Source organism: Nostoc sp. FACHB-133, from assembly GCF_014698055.1.
Classification (GTDB): Bacteria; Cyanobacteriota; Cyanobacteriia; order Cyanobacteriales; family Nostocaceae; genus Nostoc.
Map to the genome: position 1 here is coordinate 362,746 of NZ_JACJSH010000001.1, position 19,534 is coordinate 382,279.

Consider the following 19,534-nt stretch of genomic DNA (forward strand, 5'->3'; position numbering starts at 1 on the left):
CCCATTCCCCACTCAATATGGATTTGAATCAATCCGTCCCCTTTTGACACTCCTGAGATAGTACCCAGAGGTTGGTCTGTTTCTTAAGTTAAAGGTGTCGCCGCTGCGAACTCTCCAAATTTTGTAATTAGAAAAGGTCAAAGGCGTTCGGGGTTCGCATACTTCTGGTATGTGATTACCAAGTACAAAGTACGCCGCCCCCCTACCCATAACTTTCACCAAACCGTTTTTATCCACAAGAACCGATGTACTTTCGCTAACCGCTATGCCTAAAACACTGCTAGATACACCGTCCTTAATTTGACGGGCAATGAAAGCCATAATTCGACCCATTCTTTCCCGCCTATCGAAGTGCGTATCTACGATAGTTCCTTTTAAATTACTCCAATTGAAAAAGTTGTAGGTAAAGGTGATATCCCGGTAAGGATCTTCAAGTGCGTCTCTAGTTTCAATGCCTTTTTCTGAAGAAGCGCAAGCATCATAGACACAATCACTTTGGATCATCGCACCCGCACTAGTGCCACCAACACCACCTCCCTTCAGGTAAACTGACTTAACAGCAGCCTCAAGCTTGGTATCTTTCCAATTGCGGATGTACTGACATTGATCGCCGCCAGCAAAAAAAATCACATCAGCATTTCTGACTTTTTCATAAATTTCAACTTTGTTTGCTTCTTGTCTATTGCGAATCAGAAGAGTTTCCACAGAGTTTACGCCCTTCATGGCAGAAATTAGCCGATTGTAATCGTGATTACCATTCGTGCGGAGAACTACAACATTAACCTTGGTAGCGGTGTTAGTACCTCCCCTAACTTGGTTAATCATCCACTGAATAGCATCATCAACATCGGGGCCACCGCCACCTAAGCTGAGGACTGGACCAGCTAAGGTGGGGCGGACATCAGAGGAAGGAGAAGGAGAGGGGCGGACATCAACAGTGTCACCCAGAAAGTAGCGTTTCCAGCTTGCAATAAAACGGGTTATTAGGAAGGTTCCCATCTTCAACAACTTGATTCCTGTACTTTTCAAGCGCCTTGCTATGCTTGGGAATGCCTTTGTCATACTAAGCGTCTGGAGCAAACTGCAATTATTGCTAGGCTGTTACGCACTTTAATTGCTTATTTATTCGTGAAATTCGTCCTTTATCATTAGTCATTTATCAGTTGTCTTTTATCAATAACTAATGAAACTAATGATAAATGACAGTTTTAACGAAAAAATGTGCAATTTAGATGCGTACTAGCTTAACTCTGGCACTAGAGAGGGTAGAATTTCCAGCGTACAGGGCTTGTACTGTTTTTTAACGCCATAACCCAGAGTAATTATTGATTCTCTATCCTAAGTAAGTTATTGCGTATTAAATTTAACATTTGTGATAAAAATCAGGCGTTACTGATTAGATAGATGAATCTTGGTATAGAGACGCGAAAGCATTACGGTACATTAACGTAGCCCAGTGCAATTTCGCGTCTCTACAAAAGTTTTGAAATCACTAAATACCGAAAATCTGTTTAGACTGTGACTTTTGAACCGTCAAATTTTGTGAAGGTGAAGCCATTGAATATTTCGTTGTAACCCAGTCTCTCATCCCTGAGAAGGCTAATAGCAAGCTCTTCTCCCAAAGCCAAAGCAGCTGAACCATCCGAACGCCAATGAATACCACCGTGACCGCGACCAATAGCATAGTTAGTTGCCAATTTATTCAACTCTCCACCCACAGTTAGGGGTGGCCCACTGTAAGGAATTACTTTGGTGGGATCGTTGGGATCGGGCACTACTGGATCGGGGATAACAAAATTTTCATCAAAAAATGCTTTCAATAGTGTGACATTAACGCCAGCAATGGCAGCCGCACCACCCGTATATGAGGAATGGGTTGGCGATCCTTCTGGATATGCTTGGGGTAATAGATAAGTGCCGAAGGTGCTAAAGGTCTGAGCCAAAGCTTTGGAATTAAAGACCTCAGAATTAATCGGATATTGAGTTTTATTGACAATGTTGTTGTAGACTAGCCCACCAAACGCTTCTGGGCGTAAAATGCGGTGTACATAAAACTTCTGCCAATATGACGCTCTAATCACACGTGAAGTACCCAAGTTAAGCAAGGCTTGTAAATGCCCTGCTGCAAAGGTTGCAGCTGAACCAACTTGAGTATTCGATCTGACGTAGGGATTGCCTGGATTCAAAGGTGTACCGATGCTACTAAGAATCAAAGAGGCTCCAAGGTATGTAGGGCCGCCAATATGGGCATACTCTCCTAAATCCCGAACTGTAGCTATGTAACGGTTTTTGGGGTCGTAATTAATAGACTTACCGGAACTACCTCCATTCTGAATAGTCAACCATTCTTGAAAATCGAGTAGAAAATCATTACCAGGAAGAGCAGTACGAATCAGTGGTGAAACAGACTGAGTTCCCCAAGGAATAGTCCGCAACAAAAATTGTGAGATGTAAGGGCCATCTAGTACCCCTGGGGGAATAACATATTTTGTAGTTATACCTGAAGTGTAAATATTGACGTAGTTGACGCTACCACGAAATAGAGTCTGAGGGGTGACACGGCCATTTTGTTTTGGCCCTCGGAAGGCTGAAAGCTTATTGAGGTCTTCGACGGCTGCTAAGACTTTTGGGTTGTCAGTATTGTTTTGGAGCTTAGAAAGAGGTACATCTCGAAGTAAAGCTTGCCAGTAGAGTTCAACTGCTTCAGCAGCGCGTTCTGCACTAGCTAGAGCCGGTGGTGGTGGCACTGCTATCTGCGCCGCATTGATTCCTTCTAGACTAATTGCCAGTGGGCCTTGAGGATTGACCAGCTTTCTGCCGCCACCCAAGATGATATTTTCATAATCATTTGGATTTTGGGTTGTCAGTGCTTTGGTCAAAGAGTTGTAAGCTTCCAACTTAACTTCGCCAAGTCCATTGTGTGGTAATCCCCTACTGTCAGAGCCGATTTTGTTGGCATAACGCTCCTCATCGCCGTTAGTCGGATGCGGCGGAATGGGAATACTTCGTTCAACTCTGGCTGCTTCAACACGGACTCGATAGGCTTTATCAACAAAACTGTTGTAGTTGAATGGTCGATTATACCGCCTGTTAATATCTTGAGCTTGGACAACATCTTCTCCTTTCTTTGAGGAGAAAGGTGAACCGAAAACTCCTGCAACGACGCTAGCAGCACTAAATAAACCAGCGCGGCCGAGAAATGAGCGTCTGCTGGCGTGACTACCAAAAAAACGTTTGCTATTTACACGGGGTTGTTTCAGTTTCTCTCTTTCGCTATTAGCCTGAGTATCTTGCTCGGAACCTTGATGAGAATTAGGATCTACTTGCATGAGATGTTCTCCACTGGCAAAAATATAGTCATGAGTGAATACATGAGCATCTGAAAGCTAGAACAACTAGCCATACATAAGACACCCAACTCCAGAGAAGCAGGGCAATTTTCCCAGATTGGGATGAAATCTGTGGTTACTCTACTGGAAGGTAACTTGCATAGAAGATGATTCTCCTGAAAGTCATATAGACATTCAGTCCTGGGATGATGCCTTCATCAGATGGCTGTTATACTTCTGTACTTGTAATCAGTCTGATAGCAGCTTTTCGAGGTTAAAGCACAGCTAAAACCACCGCTTACTTCTAGTTAAACCACAAAATACGATAAGTCTATCGATTTACAGTATTTTATGGATGTTAAATCAGACTTTCTCACAATCGCTAATGAAAATCAAGAGTTTTTACAAGAAATTTAGCAATAGCGTGAAAGCCTTATAGGAAAACACGGACAGCGTTATCTTCTATGCTTGAGTCTGAGGATGAAACGCGACACGGTGGGTTTTGATGAAGTATCAGAGGCGCGATCGCTGCTATCCAAACTACATTGAGCCTTTATTTGGCTGTGGAAGTAAGCCCAACTCTGCATAAATTGGATACAAAACCTTTCTTATTTTAGGCAGTTGTCTACTAAAGAAATATGCTCCTAAAATGCAACAAATACCGCCAAATAATAAAGCATTGGTAACACCAAGATGACCTGCTAATACTCCAAAAAACAAATTGCCAAAAGGCAGGATTCCTAAAAAACCAGTTGTAAAGATGCTGGTTACTCTACCTCTTTTATCTTCATCAAGAAGAATGGATTGCATGAAGTTATTAAGAGAAGCCAGAGTGAGAGTATTATTCATACCTATAACAAACATAAATACTAGACAAACCTCTAAATTTGTTGATTGAGAAAATACGATTAAACCTAAACCGAGAATTGCAGCAGAACTTGCTATAACCTTTCCCAATCCGATGATATTTTTTCTGGAAATGAGATAAATACCTGAAACTATAGAACCAAGAGCCGAAGATGTCATCAAAAAACCCATAGTTTCAGCGTTCCCTTTCAAAATTTCTTGAGCAAAAATCGGTACTAGATTCACATGGGTCATCCCCATAAAGCAAATAACAATTTGTAAAATCAATAAATGTTTAATAGGTAAAAAATCGTATGCATAAATAAAGCCTTCTTTGAGATTTTTCCAAATTTGGGCTTTTTGATTTGATGTATTATTGATAATTGGGTTTACTTTGATAGTTAAAATTGCAGATATAAAGGGTAAATAGCTAATACTATCTACTAAAAAACAAGAAGCTGCACCAGATCGAGCAATCAGGAAACCCCCAATCATGGGACTAACAAACTTTGCTGTATTAATCAAGAATGAATGCGAAGCCATCGCACTATAAGTATCTGATTTTTTATCCAAAAGTCTGGGAATAATTACCTGACGTGCTGGTAAATCGAAAGCTTTTACTATTCCCTGAAGCGTGCCAATAACAATAATCCATGTAACATTGATGTTGTTGCTAAGAGTTAAAAAGGTCAGGGTAGAAGATAGCAAAATCGATACTAGCTGAGTAGCTAGTAGAACATATCGTAAATTCCAGCGATCTAGCAATACTCCTACCAAAGGAGTAATAATCAAACCCATAGCTTGATTTGTAAATCCAGCTACACCAACTAATACAGCCGAATTAGTTAATTGATAAACTAGCCATACTAAAGCAATTTGAGTCATCCAAGACCCAAAAAAAGATAAACTTTCTCCGATAACAAAACAAGAAAAATTGACGGATTTAAGCGCAGGTGGAATTTCAAAATCAACAAATTTTAGTTTGTGTTTTTGGAAGTTTCCTCTATTACTTGGTAGCATGATTATTTCCCTGTTTTGTCAAAATAGGCTTCAATTGCAAATATGAACTAGTGGTTTGTAGTCAGGGCTAAAGCCTTTGAAATTTAGTTATTTATCGCTCACTACAAAAGTTTTGTAACTTTTTTAAAACTTACGCAAACAATAGTCAAAACCCTCATTCTTTGGTAAGGGAAATTCATCTAGGAGCAAAGCGGCTACTCTACGAGTTCTCCAACGGAGTACCCGCAGGGTATTTTGCGTAAGTCCTATTTTTGACGAATAGCAGACTTACATATCACCAGCCCTAAAATAATATTAGAAAAGCTTAATGTTAGCAAGGCATAAATTTTGTGCGCTTAGTATTGAAGCAAAAAAATAGAGTCATGGTCAATACCGTTGTATTAAAAAATACTAATAACTCGATGTGCAACTTATTCTTAGAACCCCACTTCCATTCCTCTGTCCGTTTCGGGGAGAGGCTTTGATTCTTGCTCCCCAACGCTGGGGGCTGGGTTTGAAAGAAAGTTGCACACGGCGCGATAAATCTAATTTTCTAGCAAAGTTTAAGAATTTTTAGGATCGAACCACTTATCATATAGCGATTGATAAGTGCCATTTTCTTTAAGATTCAGCAGAGCCTGATTAATTGGTTTGCGGTAGGGACTGTTATTAGGCAGAATAATTCCGTAGCTTTCTTCACGCAAGATACTGCCAACAATCTCTACCTTCCCTTTGCCTTCATTGGCAGCATAAAAGAGGAGTACAGGTGCATCAAACACCACAGCATCAGCTTTTTTTGTTTGCAGAGCTTTGTAAGCTTCCTCAATTTTGGGGACTTCTAAAACTGAAATATGATGTTCTCGCAAGAATGTCGCCGCTGTGCTTCCCGCAGTTGTAGCCACTACCTTGCCAGGTAAATCGTCTATACTCCTGATATCGCCCTGAAGTTGCTGCACTGTTAATGAAGTAGTCGCACTGGCTGTAAAGTAGGCGACAAAAAGGACTCCGATGAACATCCAGACTATAGCTATAAAACGTCCCAGCACTCCCTTGGGCATTTCATCGGCTTGAGTCGCTAATGTGGCTGCTGCCCACCAACAAGCTTTAAAAATACCAGGAAAGTATGATTCAGAAATCATCCCTTCTTTGTGATTGCGCTCGGATAGCCAAATAATATGGGCTGCTACGACAATTAGCACTAGGGCAATGCCTATTACCTGCAAGAGGCTAGTAGAGAAAAACAATTGCAAAATATTTGGAAAGGCACTGCTTTTACTCTCTAGGTTGCGTACCATAATTTGCAGCCCACCAGCAAAAATGGGTAATGAGAAATCAAAATTTTGCTCGCGTTCGGCTGTAATCGAGATAGCTGCAATTCCCAAGTTGACTTTGTTGTCCTTAATAGCAGAAATCACTTCTGGCACACTGGAATATTCAATAAATTTAGACTCTATACCTATTTGGGTAGCGATGCTGCGCCAGAGATCGATACTGAATCCCGATAGCTCACCTTTGTTTGATAGCACAAAGGGCGGTATAACTCGTGTCGCCACTAATAACGGTTGTTGGAGTTTTAGGGATTGTTGGGGTTGCGGTTTTTGGGCCAGTCCTGGAGATGCGATTAACAACAATGCCAAAATTGCACTTATTAATCCTATGCAGGTATACAGCGCTATGGAACGCCTAGTTTTGTTTTTGTGGTTATGTCTGTCAAAATAACCTGTCGGGCTTTTTCTTCCAGTTATAAGTTGGCGAAATTTAGTAGCGATCGCATTTATCATCAGAATTATCTTGGGGTTGTATGCAAAGCATATTTATGATGCCCACCCCAGATCAAATATCACATTCATCATCCCCCTAAAACAGATTTTTTTAGATTTAGGGGGATGAATATGGCTAAAGCCAAATTCAAGTCGTACTACAATTTGATGGTAACGGTCTTAACTTCGGTATATTGCTGCAAGCCATATTCGCCTAGTTCTCGCCCAATACCAGATTGCTTAAATCCACCAAAGGGTGCAGCAGCATCAAATACGTCGTAGCAATTTACCCATACAGTACCAGCCCGGAGATTGTTAGCGATCGCATGGGCTTTGGTGATATCCTGAGTCCACACTGCGGCAGCAAGCCCATACATGGTGGCATTCGCCCGTTGAATGACTTCATCAATATCTTTGAACTTGATGATGCTCATCACTGGCCCAAAAATTTCCTCTTGGGCAATCTTCATATCATCGCGGACACCAGCAAAGACTGTGGGTGCAATAAAATAACCTTTGTCGCCAACTTGATTACCACCACATAGCATTTCGGCCCCTTCGCGCATTCCAGATTCGATATAGCTCATCACCCGATCGAATTGGTCTTTGTCTACCTGGGGCCCTTGTTCTGTTTTGGCATCGAAAGGATTACCAACAACCCGCGCTCTTGCTCTTTCTACAGTTCTAGCAACGAACTCGTCATAACATTTTTCTTCGACAAACAGCCGCGAACCAGCACAGCAGCATTGCCCTTGGTTAAAGAATATGGCATCGTGGGAACCTGCGATCGCTGCATCCATATTTGCATCAGCAAAAACGATGTTGGGACTCTTACCACCCAATTCCAAGGTGACACGCTTCAGGTTACTTTTGGCGGCAGCTTCCATAATTAGATGACCGACTTCAGTGGAACCAGTAAAGGCCACTTTGTCAATATCTCTATGACTTGCGATCGCAGCCCCGGCAGTTGGGCCATATCCTGATAAGATGTTCACCACACCAGGCGGAAAACCAGCCTCAATAATCAACTCGCCTACCCGCAGCGCTGATAATGGTGTTTGTTCTGCTGTTTTGAGAACTACTGTATTACCAGTTGCTAAAGCTGGTGCTAACTTCCAAGCCTGCATTACTAGGGGAAAATTCCACGGAATAATTTGACCAACGACACCCACAGGTTCATGGCGAGTGTAGCAGAAGTATGGCCCATTAATCGGAATAGTTTTGCCTTGTACTTTGTCAGCCCAGCCTGCATAGTAACGGTAGCAGGCAATGACTAAACTCAAGTCACCGAATGAATCTTGTAATGGTTTACCGTTGTCGAGAGTTTCTAGCTGCGCCAACTCATCGATATTCTGCTCAATTAAATCAGCTAACTTGTAAAGTAACTCGCCGCGACGGGTGGCAGATATCTTTCTCCATTCTCCATTAGCGAAAGCGTTGCGGGCTGCTTGTACTGCTTTATCTACATCTGGGGCATCTGCTTCTGAGACTTCACAGATTACCTCACCTGTAGTTGGGTTGATTGTTTCAAATCGGCGATCGCTGACACTATTTACCCACTCATTGTTAATCAGCAACTTGGTTGGGCCGATTTTGACCTGTTGTCCTGGTACTGTTGCTGTAACCATCAGGCCCTCCTTAAGCTATAAAAAAATTTGTTTTAATCTACCTATTATCTTTCTAGCTGTACAGCACCCTAGGTAGATTTGTTTATTAGTTGCCTATTTTAGCATAGTGGTAAGAGGTTGAGACCATATACATTGTGTTTTATTCACTGGTCTAACTTGCCTTGGCAAGATAAACCTCTATCTTTTGAGCAATAGTTTTGAGTTCCGCTTTGAGCGTACAGTTAAAATCACACTTGCTTGATTTTTTTCTCACGTGCGCTTTTTAGGTTTAGCAAAGTGAGCAACATGAATGTAGACGATTTTAGTCGGCAAATAGAAATACTGCGCTCACAGGTGATGAAATTATTGCAAAGTACTGCAAGTGAGGGGTATTCGCAACAAGAGCTGACAAAAGTGGCTTTTGCAGAGCTTCAAATCGCTTTAGAAGAAATGAGAATTGCCTCTGAGGAACTACAAGCAACACGAATTGCAGTAGAGAAGGAGCGTCAGCGCTATCAAGAATTATTTGATTTTGCACCTGATGGTTATTTGGTAACTGATACTTATGGCACTATCCTTGAAGCTAACCGGGCCACTACTATCTTACTTAATATCTCACAGCGATTTTTGATTCGGAAACCGTTGGTTAGTTTTATCGGACAGTCAGATCATCAAGCTTTTTTTAATTACCTAGCTCAGTTGCAGCATCTCGACCGGGGTGGAGAATGGGAAGTGTGTTTGCAACCACGGGAAAAAGTTTGTTTTGATGTTGCTTTGACAGTAGTTACCGTCCGTAATGAGGTGGGTAAGCCAGTTGCTCTGCGCTGGTTAATACGCGATATTAGCAAGCGTAGGCGTTTAGAGTCGGAGCGTGAGCAGTTATTTTGCCGTGAGCAAGCTGCTCGGATTGCAGCCGAAGCCTCAGAAAGGCGCTCTAATTTTTTGGCTGAAGCAAGTCGTGTACTAGCATCTTCCTTAGACTACCGCAATACTCTAACAACCGTCGCCCAATTAGCAGTGCCTACCCTCGCAGATTGCTGTATTGTGGATGTCGTTGAAAATGATTCAGCAGCTTTCAGTAACCCAGTCATCGCTGCATCTGAACCACAGAAAGAAGCACTAGTCAGAAAACTTCGACAACGCTATCCAATTTCTGTTGATGCAGATTATGGACAACCACAGGTTTTACGGACTGGTAAGCCGGAACTGGTTACAAACATTTTTGAGTCTTCGTTACAAAGAAAAGCATGGAACGATGAATACCTTAATTTACTGCAAGTTAAGTCTTATATGGTTGTGCCATTGCAGGTGCGTCAACACAAGCTAGGGACAATTGTATTTGCTTCTACACAATTAGGGCGCTATTACACTACTGTAGACCTAGCAATGGCTGAAGAACTTGCTCAACGTGCAGCGTCTGCTATTGAAAATGCACAGCTTTATTGGCAAGCTCAGGAAGCTAACCGCATTAAGGACGAATTTTTAGCAATTGTCTCTCACGAACTTCGTACACCTCTCAACTCAATGCTGGGTTGGGTTCAAATAATCCGTCATCGAAAATTGGATGAAGCGATTACTTCTAAGGCACTGGCAACAATCGAGCGAAATGCAAAACTTCAGAGCAAACTGATTGATGATATCCTCGATATTTCACGCATTGTACAAGGTAAAATCCGCCTAAATCTCCGTAAAGTTGATCTTCTAATTGTAATTAAGACGGCGATTGAAGCTATATATCCGACATCTGAGATTAAAGATATTCAAGTTGAGTCTAACCTTGACTCGTCAGTAGGTGAGGTTATGGGTGATGCAGACCGCCTCCAACAAGTAGTCTGGAATTTGCTCTCTAACGCCGTCAAGTTCACACCTAGCGGGGGTCGAGTTGAAGTGTGTCTAAAGCAGGTGAACTCAAATGCTGAGATTTCTGTATCTGACACAGGTAAGGGAATTAGTGCTGACTTTCTACCTTATATATTTGAGCGCTTCCGTCAAGCTGATAGCACAACTACTAGAGTAGATGGTGGTTTGGGGCTAGGGCTGGCAATTGTACGCCATTTAGTAGAAATACACTCTGGCACAGTTTATGCAGCTAGTGAAGGGCAAGGACGGGGAGCAACATTTACAGTCCTGTTACCTCTAATACAACCGCAATCAGAGCAGCTAATTAAAGAAAGTGCTGTAAAAGTCAATCATCTCTTAGCGCTCGATGGCTTGCAAATACTCCTTGTAGATGATAGTGCCGATACTCGTGAGTTAATTGCTTTTGTTCTTGAAGAATCAGGAGCGCAGGTGACATCGGTTAGCTCAGTAGGTGAAGCCCAAGAAGCGTTGATGCGATTAAGACCAAATATTTTAGTCAGTGATATCGGAATGCCAGACGAGGATGGTTATTCGCTGATTCGCCAAGTTCGCAAGCAGGAAGCCCTTCGCGGAGAGAAGATTCTGGCTGTAGCACTGACGGCTTATGCTAGAGATGAAGAACGCAAACTGGCTCTGGAAGCGGGATTTGAAGTTCATCTATCTAAGCCCATCGAGCCAGATAAGTTGGTGAAAGTAGTGGCGAACCTAGTCAAAAGCGGCAAAGAAGTTTAACGCACAAGTCTGAAAGTTGTTTAATCAGCAATTGCATGGGCGTAGCTACTCGTAAACATCGTTGAAGTAGCAAAACTGAAAGCATAGCCAGCAGTATAAATTGTCTACTAAAGTAAAAGACCAGAGAAACATAAATGTCTCTCTAGCCTATGGTACGCATAAATCATATTTAAGGCTTTCAAATAATTGCCTGTAATAATACTTAAGATATTTATATAACCGCGAAGTTGTTACTTCTGCCGTCTCTGTGTTTCATACTCACAGAATAAGTTTTTTGAACCAGGTTTTGCTTCACCCGATCAGAGTAATTATTGATTACCCAGATGGTTCACCCGATTGGGGGAAGACGATAAGCAACGATCAACTCAGATTGATAAGATGAAGAAAAAGTAAAGATTTTTGCTATGACTATTTTTGATATTGGTTCTCCCCTAATTACGATCGCCCAAAAAACCCGCAAAGCTGCAAGTAAACTGGCGATTCTCTCCACTGAGGCAAAAAATCAAGCAATTGTTGCGATCGCCCAAGCTTTAGAATCAGCTAAAGATGAAATTTTACAAGCAAATATTGCTGATTGTGAAGCTGCTAATGCCGAAGGAATTCCCAAACCGCTTTATAAACGCTTGCAGTTGGATGAACATAAATTAAGAGATGCGATCGCTGGGGTACAAGATGTCGGTAAGCTAGACGATCCAGTTGGTAAAGTACAGATTCACCGCGAACTTGACACTGGCTTAATTCTCAAACGAATTACTTGTCCTTTAGGCGTTTTGGGGATTATTTTTGAAGCCCGTCCAGAGGCGGCGATTCAAATTGCTTCCTTAGCAATCAAATCTGGAAATGGGGTAATTCTCAAATGTGGAAAGGAAGCCGTGCGTTCTTGTGAAGCGATAGTTAAGGCAATTAAGCAAGGATTGTCACATACTGCTGTTAACCCAGATGCGGTACAGTTGCTGACAACTAGAGAACAAACTTTAGAACTTTTGAAGTTAGATAAATATGTGGATTTAATTATCCCTAGAGGTTCTAATTCATTTGTCAGATTTGTACAGGAAAACACACGCATTCCAGTACTAGGTCACGCCGACGGAATTTGTCATCTTTATATAGATAAAGTTGCTGATATTTCTAAAGCAGTTCCGATTACAGTAGATGCAAAAGCGCAATATCCTGCTGTTTGTAATGCCATTGAAACTTTGTTAGTCCACCAATCAATTGCTACAGAATTTTTACCAAAGGTTGCCGAGGCTTTGCAAGAACGCCACGTAGAATTGAGAGGTGATAAACGCACTTTGAAAATTTTGCCTAACATTTTAACTGCAACAGAGGTAGACTGGGAGACAGAATACAGCGATTATATTTTGTCGATCAAGATTGTAGACTCTATCGAAGATGCGATCGCACATATTAACGAATATGGTTCTCGTCATACCGATGCGATTATTACTGAAGATTCAACATCTGTAGAAACTTTCTTTGGATTGGTAAATTCAGCGAATATATTCCACAATTGTTCTACCCGCTTTGCTGATGGCTTCCGTTATGGTTTCGGTGCAGAAGTAGGGATTAGCACACAACAAATGCCTCCCCGCGGCCCCGTTGGTTTAGAAGGATTAGTGACATACAAATATCAAATGACTGGTGATGGACATATTGTCGCTAATTACACCGGAGCGAATGCTAAGGCTTTTACTCATCAGGATTTTTAGATGAGTTTTTAATGCAATAAGTGCAAAAACAAATCATTTTAAATTGTATTTGGCGAGTTTCAAGTACAATTAAAGCCTCCTTTCTGCAAAGAAAGAGGCTTTCTATATATAGCGGTTATCGAATGGAAGCAATACACTTTCACCTCTCTCCTTTTAGGAGAGAGGCTTTGAATTTTACTCCCCTTCCCTTGTAGGGAAGGGGCTGGGGGTTAGGTCTGTATTGCACTCAACTGAGAAGCGTTATAAATAATTCCACTAATTTTTTATGATTATCGGTAAAAGCACAACAATTGTGTAGCATCGAGTGGATTGTTATACAGGCAATCAAAGCAAGTAAAATTGTATTTTTGTGAAATCTCATCAAGAGTTTTCTGAGTTTCAGGAAAATCACTTGAAGAAATATGATTTGATAACATTAAATACTCTTGAGGAGTAATTAAAGACCAGTATTTTTGTACATTATCTAAGTAACATTTCAGATATGTTTCTCGATCTTCTCCTTCTTTACGAACAACATCAATGAGAATAAAAACACCATTAGATGTGAGTAGATGCTTAAGCTGACCAATAATCGAGTCCTTTTCTTCAAGGCTTAAATGATGTAGAACAAAAGAGCTTAAAATGACATCAAAGCTATTTTGCTGACTTGACATCAATTCAGGAACAAATTGGGAAATATTTCCTTGGATAAAGGTTGTATGGCATTGAATCTTTGCCATATTATCCTTAGCAATCTCTAGCGCAGGTATAGATAAGTCTATGCCTTGGTAGGAAGTAATCGTACTATTTAACAAAGCTTGGGAAGTAAAGCTAGCATCGCCGCATCCCAAATCAAGCATATTAAAGGGTTGTTGAAAGTGTCCAAGGAGCAACTCGCGCAGTGTAGAGTAAATTTCACGGTGTCCCATGTAATTGTTATCGAGTATTTTTTGGTAAAGTTTCCACTGCTCGTTAAAAAACTCTTGAGGCGGGAAAAGTTCTTCTTCGCTACTTTTAGAAAGTTTTATATCTAACATATTACTTATTTCCTTAGCATTTATAGTTGATAGGGTTCCGTAAAAAACCACAATATTTTCATATTATCCACTAAGTTGCTGTCTAGTACGTTGTTGCTCATAGCATTTTCTAGGTCAACGACTAAAGAATTAACTTTAAACTAATGCTTTGAGTAACGCCTGAAGCTTAAGTTGTACCTCTGCAAACTCCTTGTCAGGATCAGATCCCGCAACAATACCAGCACCAGCATACAATCTCGCGCGATCGCCATCAATCAATGCTGAACGAATTCCCACAATAAACTCACAGTTACCCTGAGAATCTATCCAACCCAGAGGCGCAGCATACAAACCTCTCTCAAAGCTTTCGTAACGACGAATTTCGGTACAGGCTACATCTCTTGCTGCACCAGCAACGGCTGGTGTAGGATGCAATTGTCCGACAATCCTGAATGGGTGGATGTTGGTTGGAACTACAGCACTGATTGGTGTCCATAAATGCTGGATGTTCGATAATTGTCGTAGCCGTGGTGCTAATATTTGTGGTGATAAACCTAATTGGCGTAGGCGTTGTGTAATAAAATCAAGTACTAGCGAATGTTCGTGCTTTTCTTTTTCACTATTTACTAAGCGATTGGCATTAGCTGCATCTTCAGCAGGGGTTTTACCTCGTGGTGCAGAACCAGCTAAAGCATCTGTAATTAACTGTTGATTATTAATACTAATTAATCGTTCTGGACTTGCACCAATAAAATTTTGTCCTTTGCCATTACTTGTAGAAAAAATATAACAATTAGGATGTATTTGCCTAAGATTATTTAAGGATTTAACTAAGTCAAAGTGGTTGCTTGACTTTACGTCTAATATATCTGCTAAGACAATCTTACTTAAATGACTAGACCGAATTTTTTCCAAAACAGATACTACTGAACGTTTAAACTGAGTAGCATTTGTGACAGATTTTTTGTAGAAGTTTGCCGGAAAACAATCAATATTAGCAGAGTAATATTCTAAAGATTGGATAAATTCAATTTTATGTTGCAGATTCTCCAACAACCTTTGAATATTTGCATTTTCATTAATAATTATATTTGTTACTAATATACAACGCTGATTTTTCACAGCTACTTGCCAACGTGGAAGAAAAATGGTAGCAGATGGAAATGGATAATCTACTTGGGCGTTTTTATCAAAAAAGCTGAAATAAGAAAAAAAGTGAGGACCAGAAAAAGGTTGATTAGCGTTACCAAAATTAATTATATTTTTTAGACAAGATTTGATAAAATATTCGGCTTGAGTAAAACGATCTGCACCATCAATCTGTAATTTTGCTACAGAATCAATTGCTGCGATCGCTTCTCCTTTAGCTCTGTCCTCAAAGTAAAAATTTATTTCATTTGCTTGTGTAAGTTGATCCAATACAAGTAAAGGATCAACTAAATCGATCTCTTGAGAGATACTGACAATTTGCTTGCCATTATTTTGGAGGCACTTTTCTTGGACTGATAGCAGAAATTGATATAAATCTTTGCGCTCTACAAACAAGTTGCTACGACATGGTGAAACTGTCATGGATCTATAGTAAATTTTTTTTAAGTTAACTTCCTAAAGTGTAATTAATCGTGGTCGTATTTTTACAGGTAACATATTAAGTTGCCATTTCACCAGCGTAGGATTTGCTTTGTTCATGGTGTTCCTAGACCATGATAAGACAGTTTCAGCCTAAGAATGCAATGTGAGAGTGAGTGTTAACAACACTTTTGTTAACCAGCCATAGTAAAAGTGACAATTGTTTGTATATCACCCATATCTAGCGTCTCTTTAAATCATAAAATCTAAAGTGTGAGTAATATTCCGGTAATTTAATTAATCACAACTGATGACTACCAAGCAAATTTTATATCCCAACACTAAGTTATGGATGGCAGCGATTAAACCGCCAATGTATAGCGTTGCCATTATGCCTATTTGGGTAGGAACGGCAGTCGCATTTGCCGAAACTAAAATGTTCAATGGTGCAGTATTTTCTACTTTTGTAGCTGCGGCAATTTTAATTCTTGCCTGGGAAAATATCAGTAATGATGTCTTTGATTCCGAAACAGGTATCGATCAAAACAAGCACCATTCTCTGGTGAATTTAACTAGCAATAAGCCATTAATATTTTGGATAGGAAATTTGTGTTTAGGTTTGGGGTTGCTGGGCATACTAGCGATCGCTTTTTGGCAACAAGACCTAACTGTCATCGCCATCATTCTACTATGCTGTGGTTTGGGCTATATGTATCAAGGGCCTCCCTTTCGCTTAGGATATCAGGGTTTAGGCGAGATTCTTTGCTTTTTTGCCTTTGGCCCTTTAGCAGTGGAGGCAGCCTATTACAGCCAAACGCAAACTTGGTCAATGACAAGTTTAGCAGTCTCAGTCATAGTCGGGATTGCCACAACCTTAATTTTGTTTTGCTCACATTTTCACCAAGTTAAGGATGACATAGCCGCAGGTAAGCGATCGCCTATCGTCCGTCTCGGAACCCAAAAAGGGGCCCAAGTCCTAGTTTGGTTTACTGCCAGCATTTATCCCCTCACCTTGCTATTCGTACTACTGGGAATATCTCCAGCTTGGACATTACTAAGTTGGGTGAGTTTACCATTTGCTGTCAAATTATGCCGCCACGTTCAAGAAAATCATAACCATCCAGACAAAGTTAGTAACTGTAAATTCATCGCCGTAGCCGTGCATTTCTGGGCTTGCTTGCTGTTCGGCTTGGGATTTATTCTTTAGGGCATTGGGAATTGGGACAATCACTAATAAATCTTGACTAATGACTTACAGGTTTCAATTTCGTCCCTATCGGCGAAGGTTTTTGCGATCGCTGACTACCAATCATGGGAAGTGGGATATTCGTGAAGGTATTATCCTCCGTCTCACCGATGAATCAGGTAAACTCGGCTGGGGAGAAATCGCCCCCATTAGCTGGTTTGGTTCCGAAACGCTAGAACAAGCTTTAGATTTTTGTCGCCAACTCCCAGGAGAAATTACAGACGAGATAATTTTCTCGATCCCAGATGAATTACCTGCTTGTCAATTTGGCTTTGAGTCAGCGTGGGAGTGGGGGAGTGGGAAGTGGGGAAATGAATTCTTCTCAATGCCCAATGCCCCATGCCCCATGTCCCATGCCCAATCTTTCAGTGGTTTATTACCAGCAGGGGAAGCGGCTTTAAATCAATGGGAAACGCTGTGGCAGCAAGGATATCGCACGTTTAAGTGGAAAATTGGTGTGGATGCGATCGCTGATGAACTAAAAATTTTTGAATCATTGATACAAACCTTACCAGCTTTTACCAAACTGCGATTAGATGCCAACGGTGGACTCAGTTATGAAGAAGCTAACTTATGGCTGCGGACTTGCGATAATCTCAAGGCAAATGCAGAAGTACCCATAGAAATTGAATTTATCGAACAACCGCTACCCGTCGATCAATTTCAGGGAATGTTGGAATTGAGTACGAGTTATGAAACTGCGATCGCTTTAGATGAATCTGTCGCCACACTTAGGCAACTCGCCGCCTGTTATCAACAAGGTTGGCGAGGGATTTTTGTGATCAAGCCTGGGATAGTTGGATCGCCATCTCGCCTGAGAAAGTTTTGCCATCAGCATCAAATTGATACTGTTTTTTCATCAGTATTTGAAACTGCGATCGCAAGACGAGCAGCACTCAAGCTAGCAGCCGAATTATCCCAAAACAACAGAGCGATTGGTTTTGGCATCGACCATTTTTTTGAACAAGAAGAAACGTGGTTTCAAAGTTTATGGAACGACCTTTAGACTGTCTTAATAACCTAGCTCAATATGATTGGCTTATCAGTTACAACAGCCATGATTTTAATCAAATAGCTCAAGAATTATATTTAGAACTAATACAACTATCAGCGTGTGGAACACCACCAAAAATTATCTTAGCCGAACGCGAACCAGTACGATTTTTAGCAAGTTTTATTGCTGCTTGTGCAGCTAATTGTCCAGTTTTTCTTTGTAACCCCGATTGGGGAACACAAGAATGGCAACAAGTCTTTGATTTAGTACAGCCAGATATTATTTTGGGAATTGGGCATGGGGCATGGGGCATGGAGTATGGAAATAATATCCAATGCCCAATTCCCAATAGCATCATGATTCCTACGGGTGGTTCATCAGGAGAAATTAAATTTGCCATTCACACTTGGGAAACTCTCATCTCATCGGTGCAAGGATTTACAGAATACTTTCAACTAAAGCAAGTCAATTCATTTTGCGTATTACCGCTATACCACGTTAGCGGTTTAATGCAATTTATGCGCTCTTTCAGCACCGGAGGTAAGCTGGCTATACTACCCTTCAAAACAGTAGAATCTGGTGAAATATTAAATATTAAACAATCAGAATTTTTCATATCTTTAGTACCAACACAGTTACAACGCCTCCTGCAAAATTCAGAATTAACTGAATGGTTATCTCAATTTAATACCGTACTTTTAGGAGGTGCGCCAGCATGGAACGAACTACTAGAAAAAGCCAGATTTCACCGCATCCGGTTAGCACCTACCTATGGCATGACAGAAACCGCCTCTCAAATTGCTACCCTCAAACCGGATGATTTTCTCGACGGTAAAATTAGCAGTGGTCAAATTCTTCCCCATGCAAAAGTAACTATTCGCAATCAGCAAGGCGAGATTTTAAATTCCAATCAAATCGGAAATATCACCATTCATACTCAATCTTTAGCCCTTGGTTACTATCCTAAAATTAGAGAAAATCAAACTGATTTACAAGTAGATGATTTAGGTTTTTTAGACGAACAAGGACATTTAAATATAGTCGGACGTAACAGCGATAAAATTATTACAGGTGGTGAAAATATTTACCCAACAGAGATTGAATCAGCTATACAATCCACTCAAATGGTTGCCGATATTTGTGTCATTGGTATCCCAGATAAACACTGGGGACAAGCTTTAACAGCGATTTACATTCCCAAGAAATCAGATATCTCTGCTTTAAAAATTCAAACTCTACTCAAAGACAAACTCAGCAAATTTAAAATCCCTAAATATTGGATTCCCCAGCAAAATTTACCCCGCAACTCCCAAGGAAAAATTAACCGCCAACAGCTACAGCAAATAGCCACAGAATTCCTGCAAAACCCCATCACATAATCTCTCTCGACCTTCTTCTCTCCGCGCCCTCTGCGTCTCTGCGGTTCGTCTCCAACCACTGAATTATGTCATCAGGTAATTCCTGCTTACTTCTACTACTCACATCAATACAAACATGGCGAGTAATAGCCTTAGCAACTACTACCTCAGCTACTGTAATTTCATAAGTAATTTCAAACTTTTCAACACCTATTTTTTGCGGTATTAAGCTAATTAGCAACTTGTCCCCACCAAACATAGGGCGCAAAAAATCGACACTAGCATGAACAATGGGGAAAGCTACAGAAGGATTAGTAAAAAAATCTTTGAGATTAATACTTGATGCTTCTAAAGATTCTTCATAAGCTTCATGGCAAATACCCAAAACATTAGCAAAATAGACTACCCCAGCAGCATCAGTATCTTGAAAGCGAACAGTGCGGTTATAAGTAAAAGGCATTTTTGACAATTGAATATTAAAAAACAGCAGGTTTATTCCCTGCTTTACAAACTAATTTTATTGCAACTAA

At 40.7% G+C, this 19,534-nt stretch carries 13 protein-coding genes; 5 read left to right on the plus strand and 8 right to left on the minus strand.

Annotation, left to right across the window (positions count from 1 at the left end; translation table 11 throughout):
- Nucleotides 1-12: 12 nt before the first annotated feature.
- From H6G86_RS01685 to H6G86_RS01705, 5 genes are all read right to left on the minus strand, one after another.
- Nucleotides 13-1,062, minus strand: a complete 1,050-nt coding sequence (locus tag H6G86_RS01685; RefSeq protein WP_190932815.1) for a cyanophycinase — start codon at nt 1,060-1,062, stop codon at nt 13-15.
- Between the two features lie 449 nt (nt 1,063-1,511).
- The gene (locus H6G86_RS01690; RefSeq protein WP_190932816.1) at nt 1,512-3,329 is read right to left on the minus strand and encodes a vanadium-dependent haloperoxidase; all 1,818 of its coding nucleotides are present in this window, start codon (nt 3,327-3,329) and stop codon (nt 1,512-1,514) included.
- Nucleotides 3,330-3,869: 540 nt separating this feature from the next.
- Nucleotides 3,870-5,195: an MFS transporter gene (locus tag H6G86_RS01695; RefSeq protein ID WP_190932817.1), complete on the minus strand. Its 1,326-nt coding sequence runs from the start codon at nt 5,193-5,195 to the stop codon at nt 3,870-3,872.
- Nucleotides 5,196-5,737: 542 nt separating this feature from the next.
- Nucleotides 5,738-6,955, minus strand: coding sequence for a transporter substrate-binding domain-containing protein (locus H6G86_RS01700; RefSeq protein WP_190932818.1), 1,218 nt, complete (start codon nt 6,953-6,955; stop codon nt 5,738-5,740).
- Nucleotides 6,956-7,092: 137 nt separating this feature from the next.
- Nucleotides 7,093-8,562 (minus strand): aldehyde dehydrogenase family protein, encoded by a 1,470-nt coding sequence (locus H6G86_RS01705; RefSeq protein WP_190932819.1) that lies wholly within the window; start codon nt 8,560-8,562, stop codon nt 7,093-7,095.
- Between the two features lie 285 nt (nt 8,563-8,847).
- Between H6G86_RS01705 and H6G86_RS01710 the strand changes: the two genes are divergently transcribed.
- Both H6G86_RS01710 and H6G86_RS01715 read left to right on the plus strand, forming a co-directional pair.
- The gene (locus tag H6G86_RS01710) at nt 8,848-11,133 is read left to right on the plus strand and encodes a PAS domain-containing hybrid sensor histidine kinase/response regulator (RefSeq protein WP_190932820.1); all 2,286 of its coding nucleotides are present in this window, start codon (nt 8,848-8,850) and stop codon (nt 11,131-11,133) included.
- 404 nt (nt 11,134-11,537) lie between these two features.
- Nucleotides 11,538-12,842 carry a glutamate-5-semialdehyde dehydrogenase gene (locus tag H6G86_RS01715; RefSeq protein ID WP_190932821.1) on the plus strand — a complete coding sequence of 435 codons (1,305 nt, stop codon included), beginning with the start codon at nt 11,538-11,540 and terminating at the stop codon, nt 12,840-12,842.
- A 269-nt stretch (nt 12,843-13,111) separates the two neighbouring features.
- On the opposite strand, the gene H6G86_RS01720 is transcribed toward H6G86_RS01715, so the two are convergent.
- Nucleotides 13,112-13,858, minus strand: a complete 747-nt coding sequence (locus tag H6G86_RS01720; RefSeq protein WP_190932822.1) for a class I SAM-dependent methyltransferase — start codon at nt 13,856-13,858, stop codon at nt 13,112-13,114.
- A 135-nt stretch (nt 13,859-13,993) separates the two neighbouring features.
- A complete protein-coding gene (locus H6G86_RS01725) occupies nt 13,994-15,409 on the minus strand; it encodes an isochorismate synthase (protein ID WP_190932823.1) in 1,416 nt (471 codons plus the stop codon).
- A gap of 307 nt (nt 15,410-15,716) precedes the next feature.
- On the opposite strand from H6G86_RS01725, the gene menA reads away from it, so the two are divergent.
- The 3 genes from menA to H6G86_RS01740 are packed head-to-tail and all read left to right on the plus strand — an operon-like array spanning nt 15,717 to nt 19,025.
- The gene (gene menA / locus H6G86_RS01730; RefSeq protein ID WP_190932824.1) at nt 15,717-16,613 is read left to right on the plus strand and encodes a 2-carboxy-1,4-naphthoquinone phytyltransferase; all 897 of its coding nucleotides are present in this window, start codon (nt 15,717-15,719) and stop codon (nt 16,611-16,613) included.
- Nucleotides 16,614-16,653: 40 nt separating this feature from the next.
- Nucleotides 16,654-17,658 carry an o-succinylbenzoate synthase gene (locus tag H6G86_RS01735; RefSeq protein ID WP_190932825.1) on the plus strand — a complete coding sequence of 335 codons (1,005 nt, stop codon included), beginning with the start codon at nt 16,654-16,656 and terminating at the stop codon, nt 17,656-17,658.
- Entirely contained in the window at nt 17,643-19,025 is a 1,383-nt protein-coding gene (locus H6G86_RS01740; protein WP_190932826.1) for a 2-succinylbenzoate--CoA ligase, read from the plus strand. Before H6G86_RS01735 ends, H6G86_RS01740 begins: the two co-directional genes overlap by 16 nt.
- On the opposite strand, the gene H6G86_RS01745 is transcribed toward H6G86_RS01740, so the two are convergent.
- A complete protein-coding gene (locus H6G86_RS01745; RefSeq protein ID WP_190932827.1) occupies nt 19,018-19,464 on the minus strand; it encodes an acyl-CoA thioesterase in 447 nt (148 codons plus the stop codon). The two genes, H6G86_RS01740 and H6G86_RS01745, sit on opposite strands and share 8 nt — an antisense overlap.
- Nucleotides 19,465-19,534: the final 70 nt, after the last annotated feature.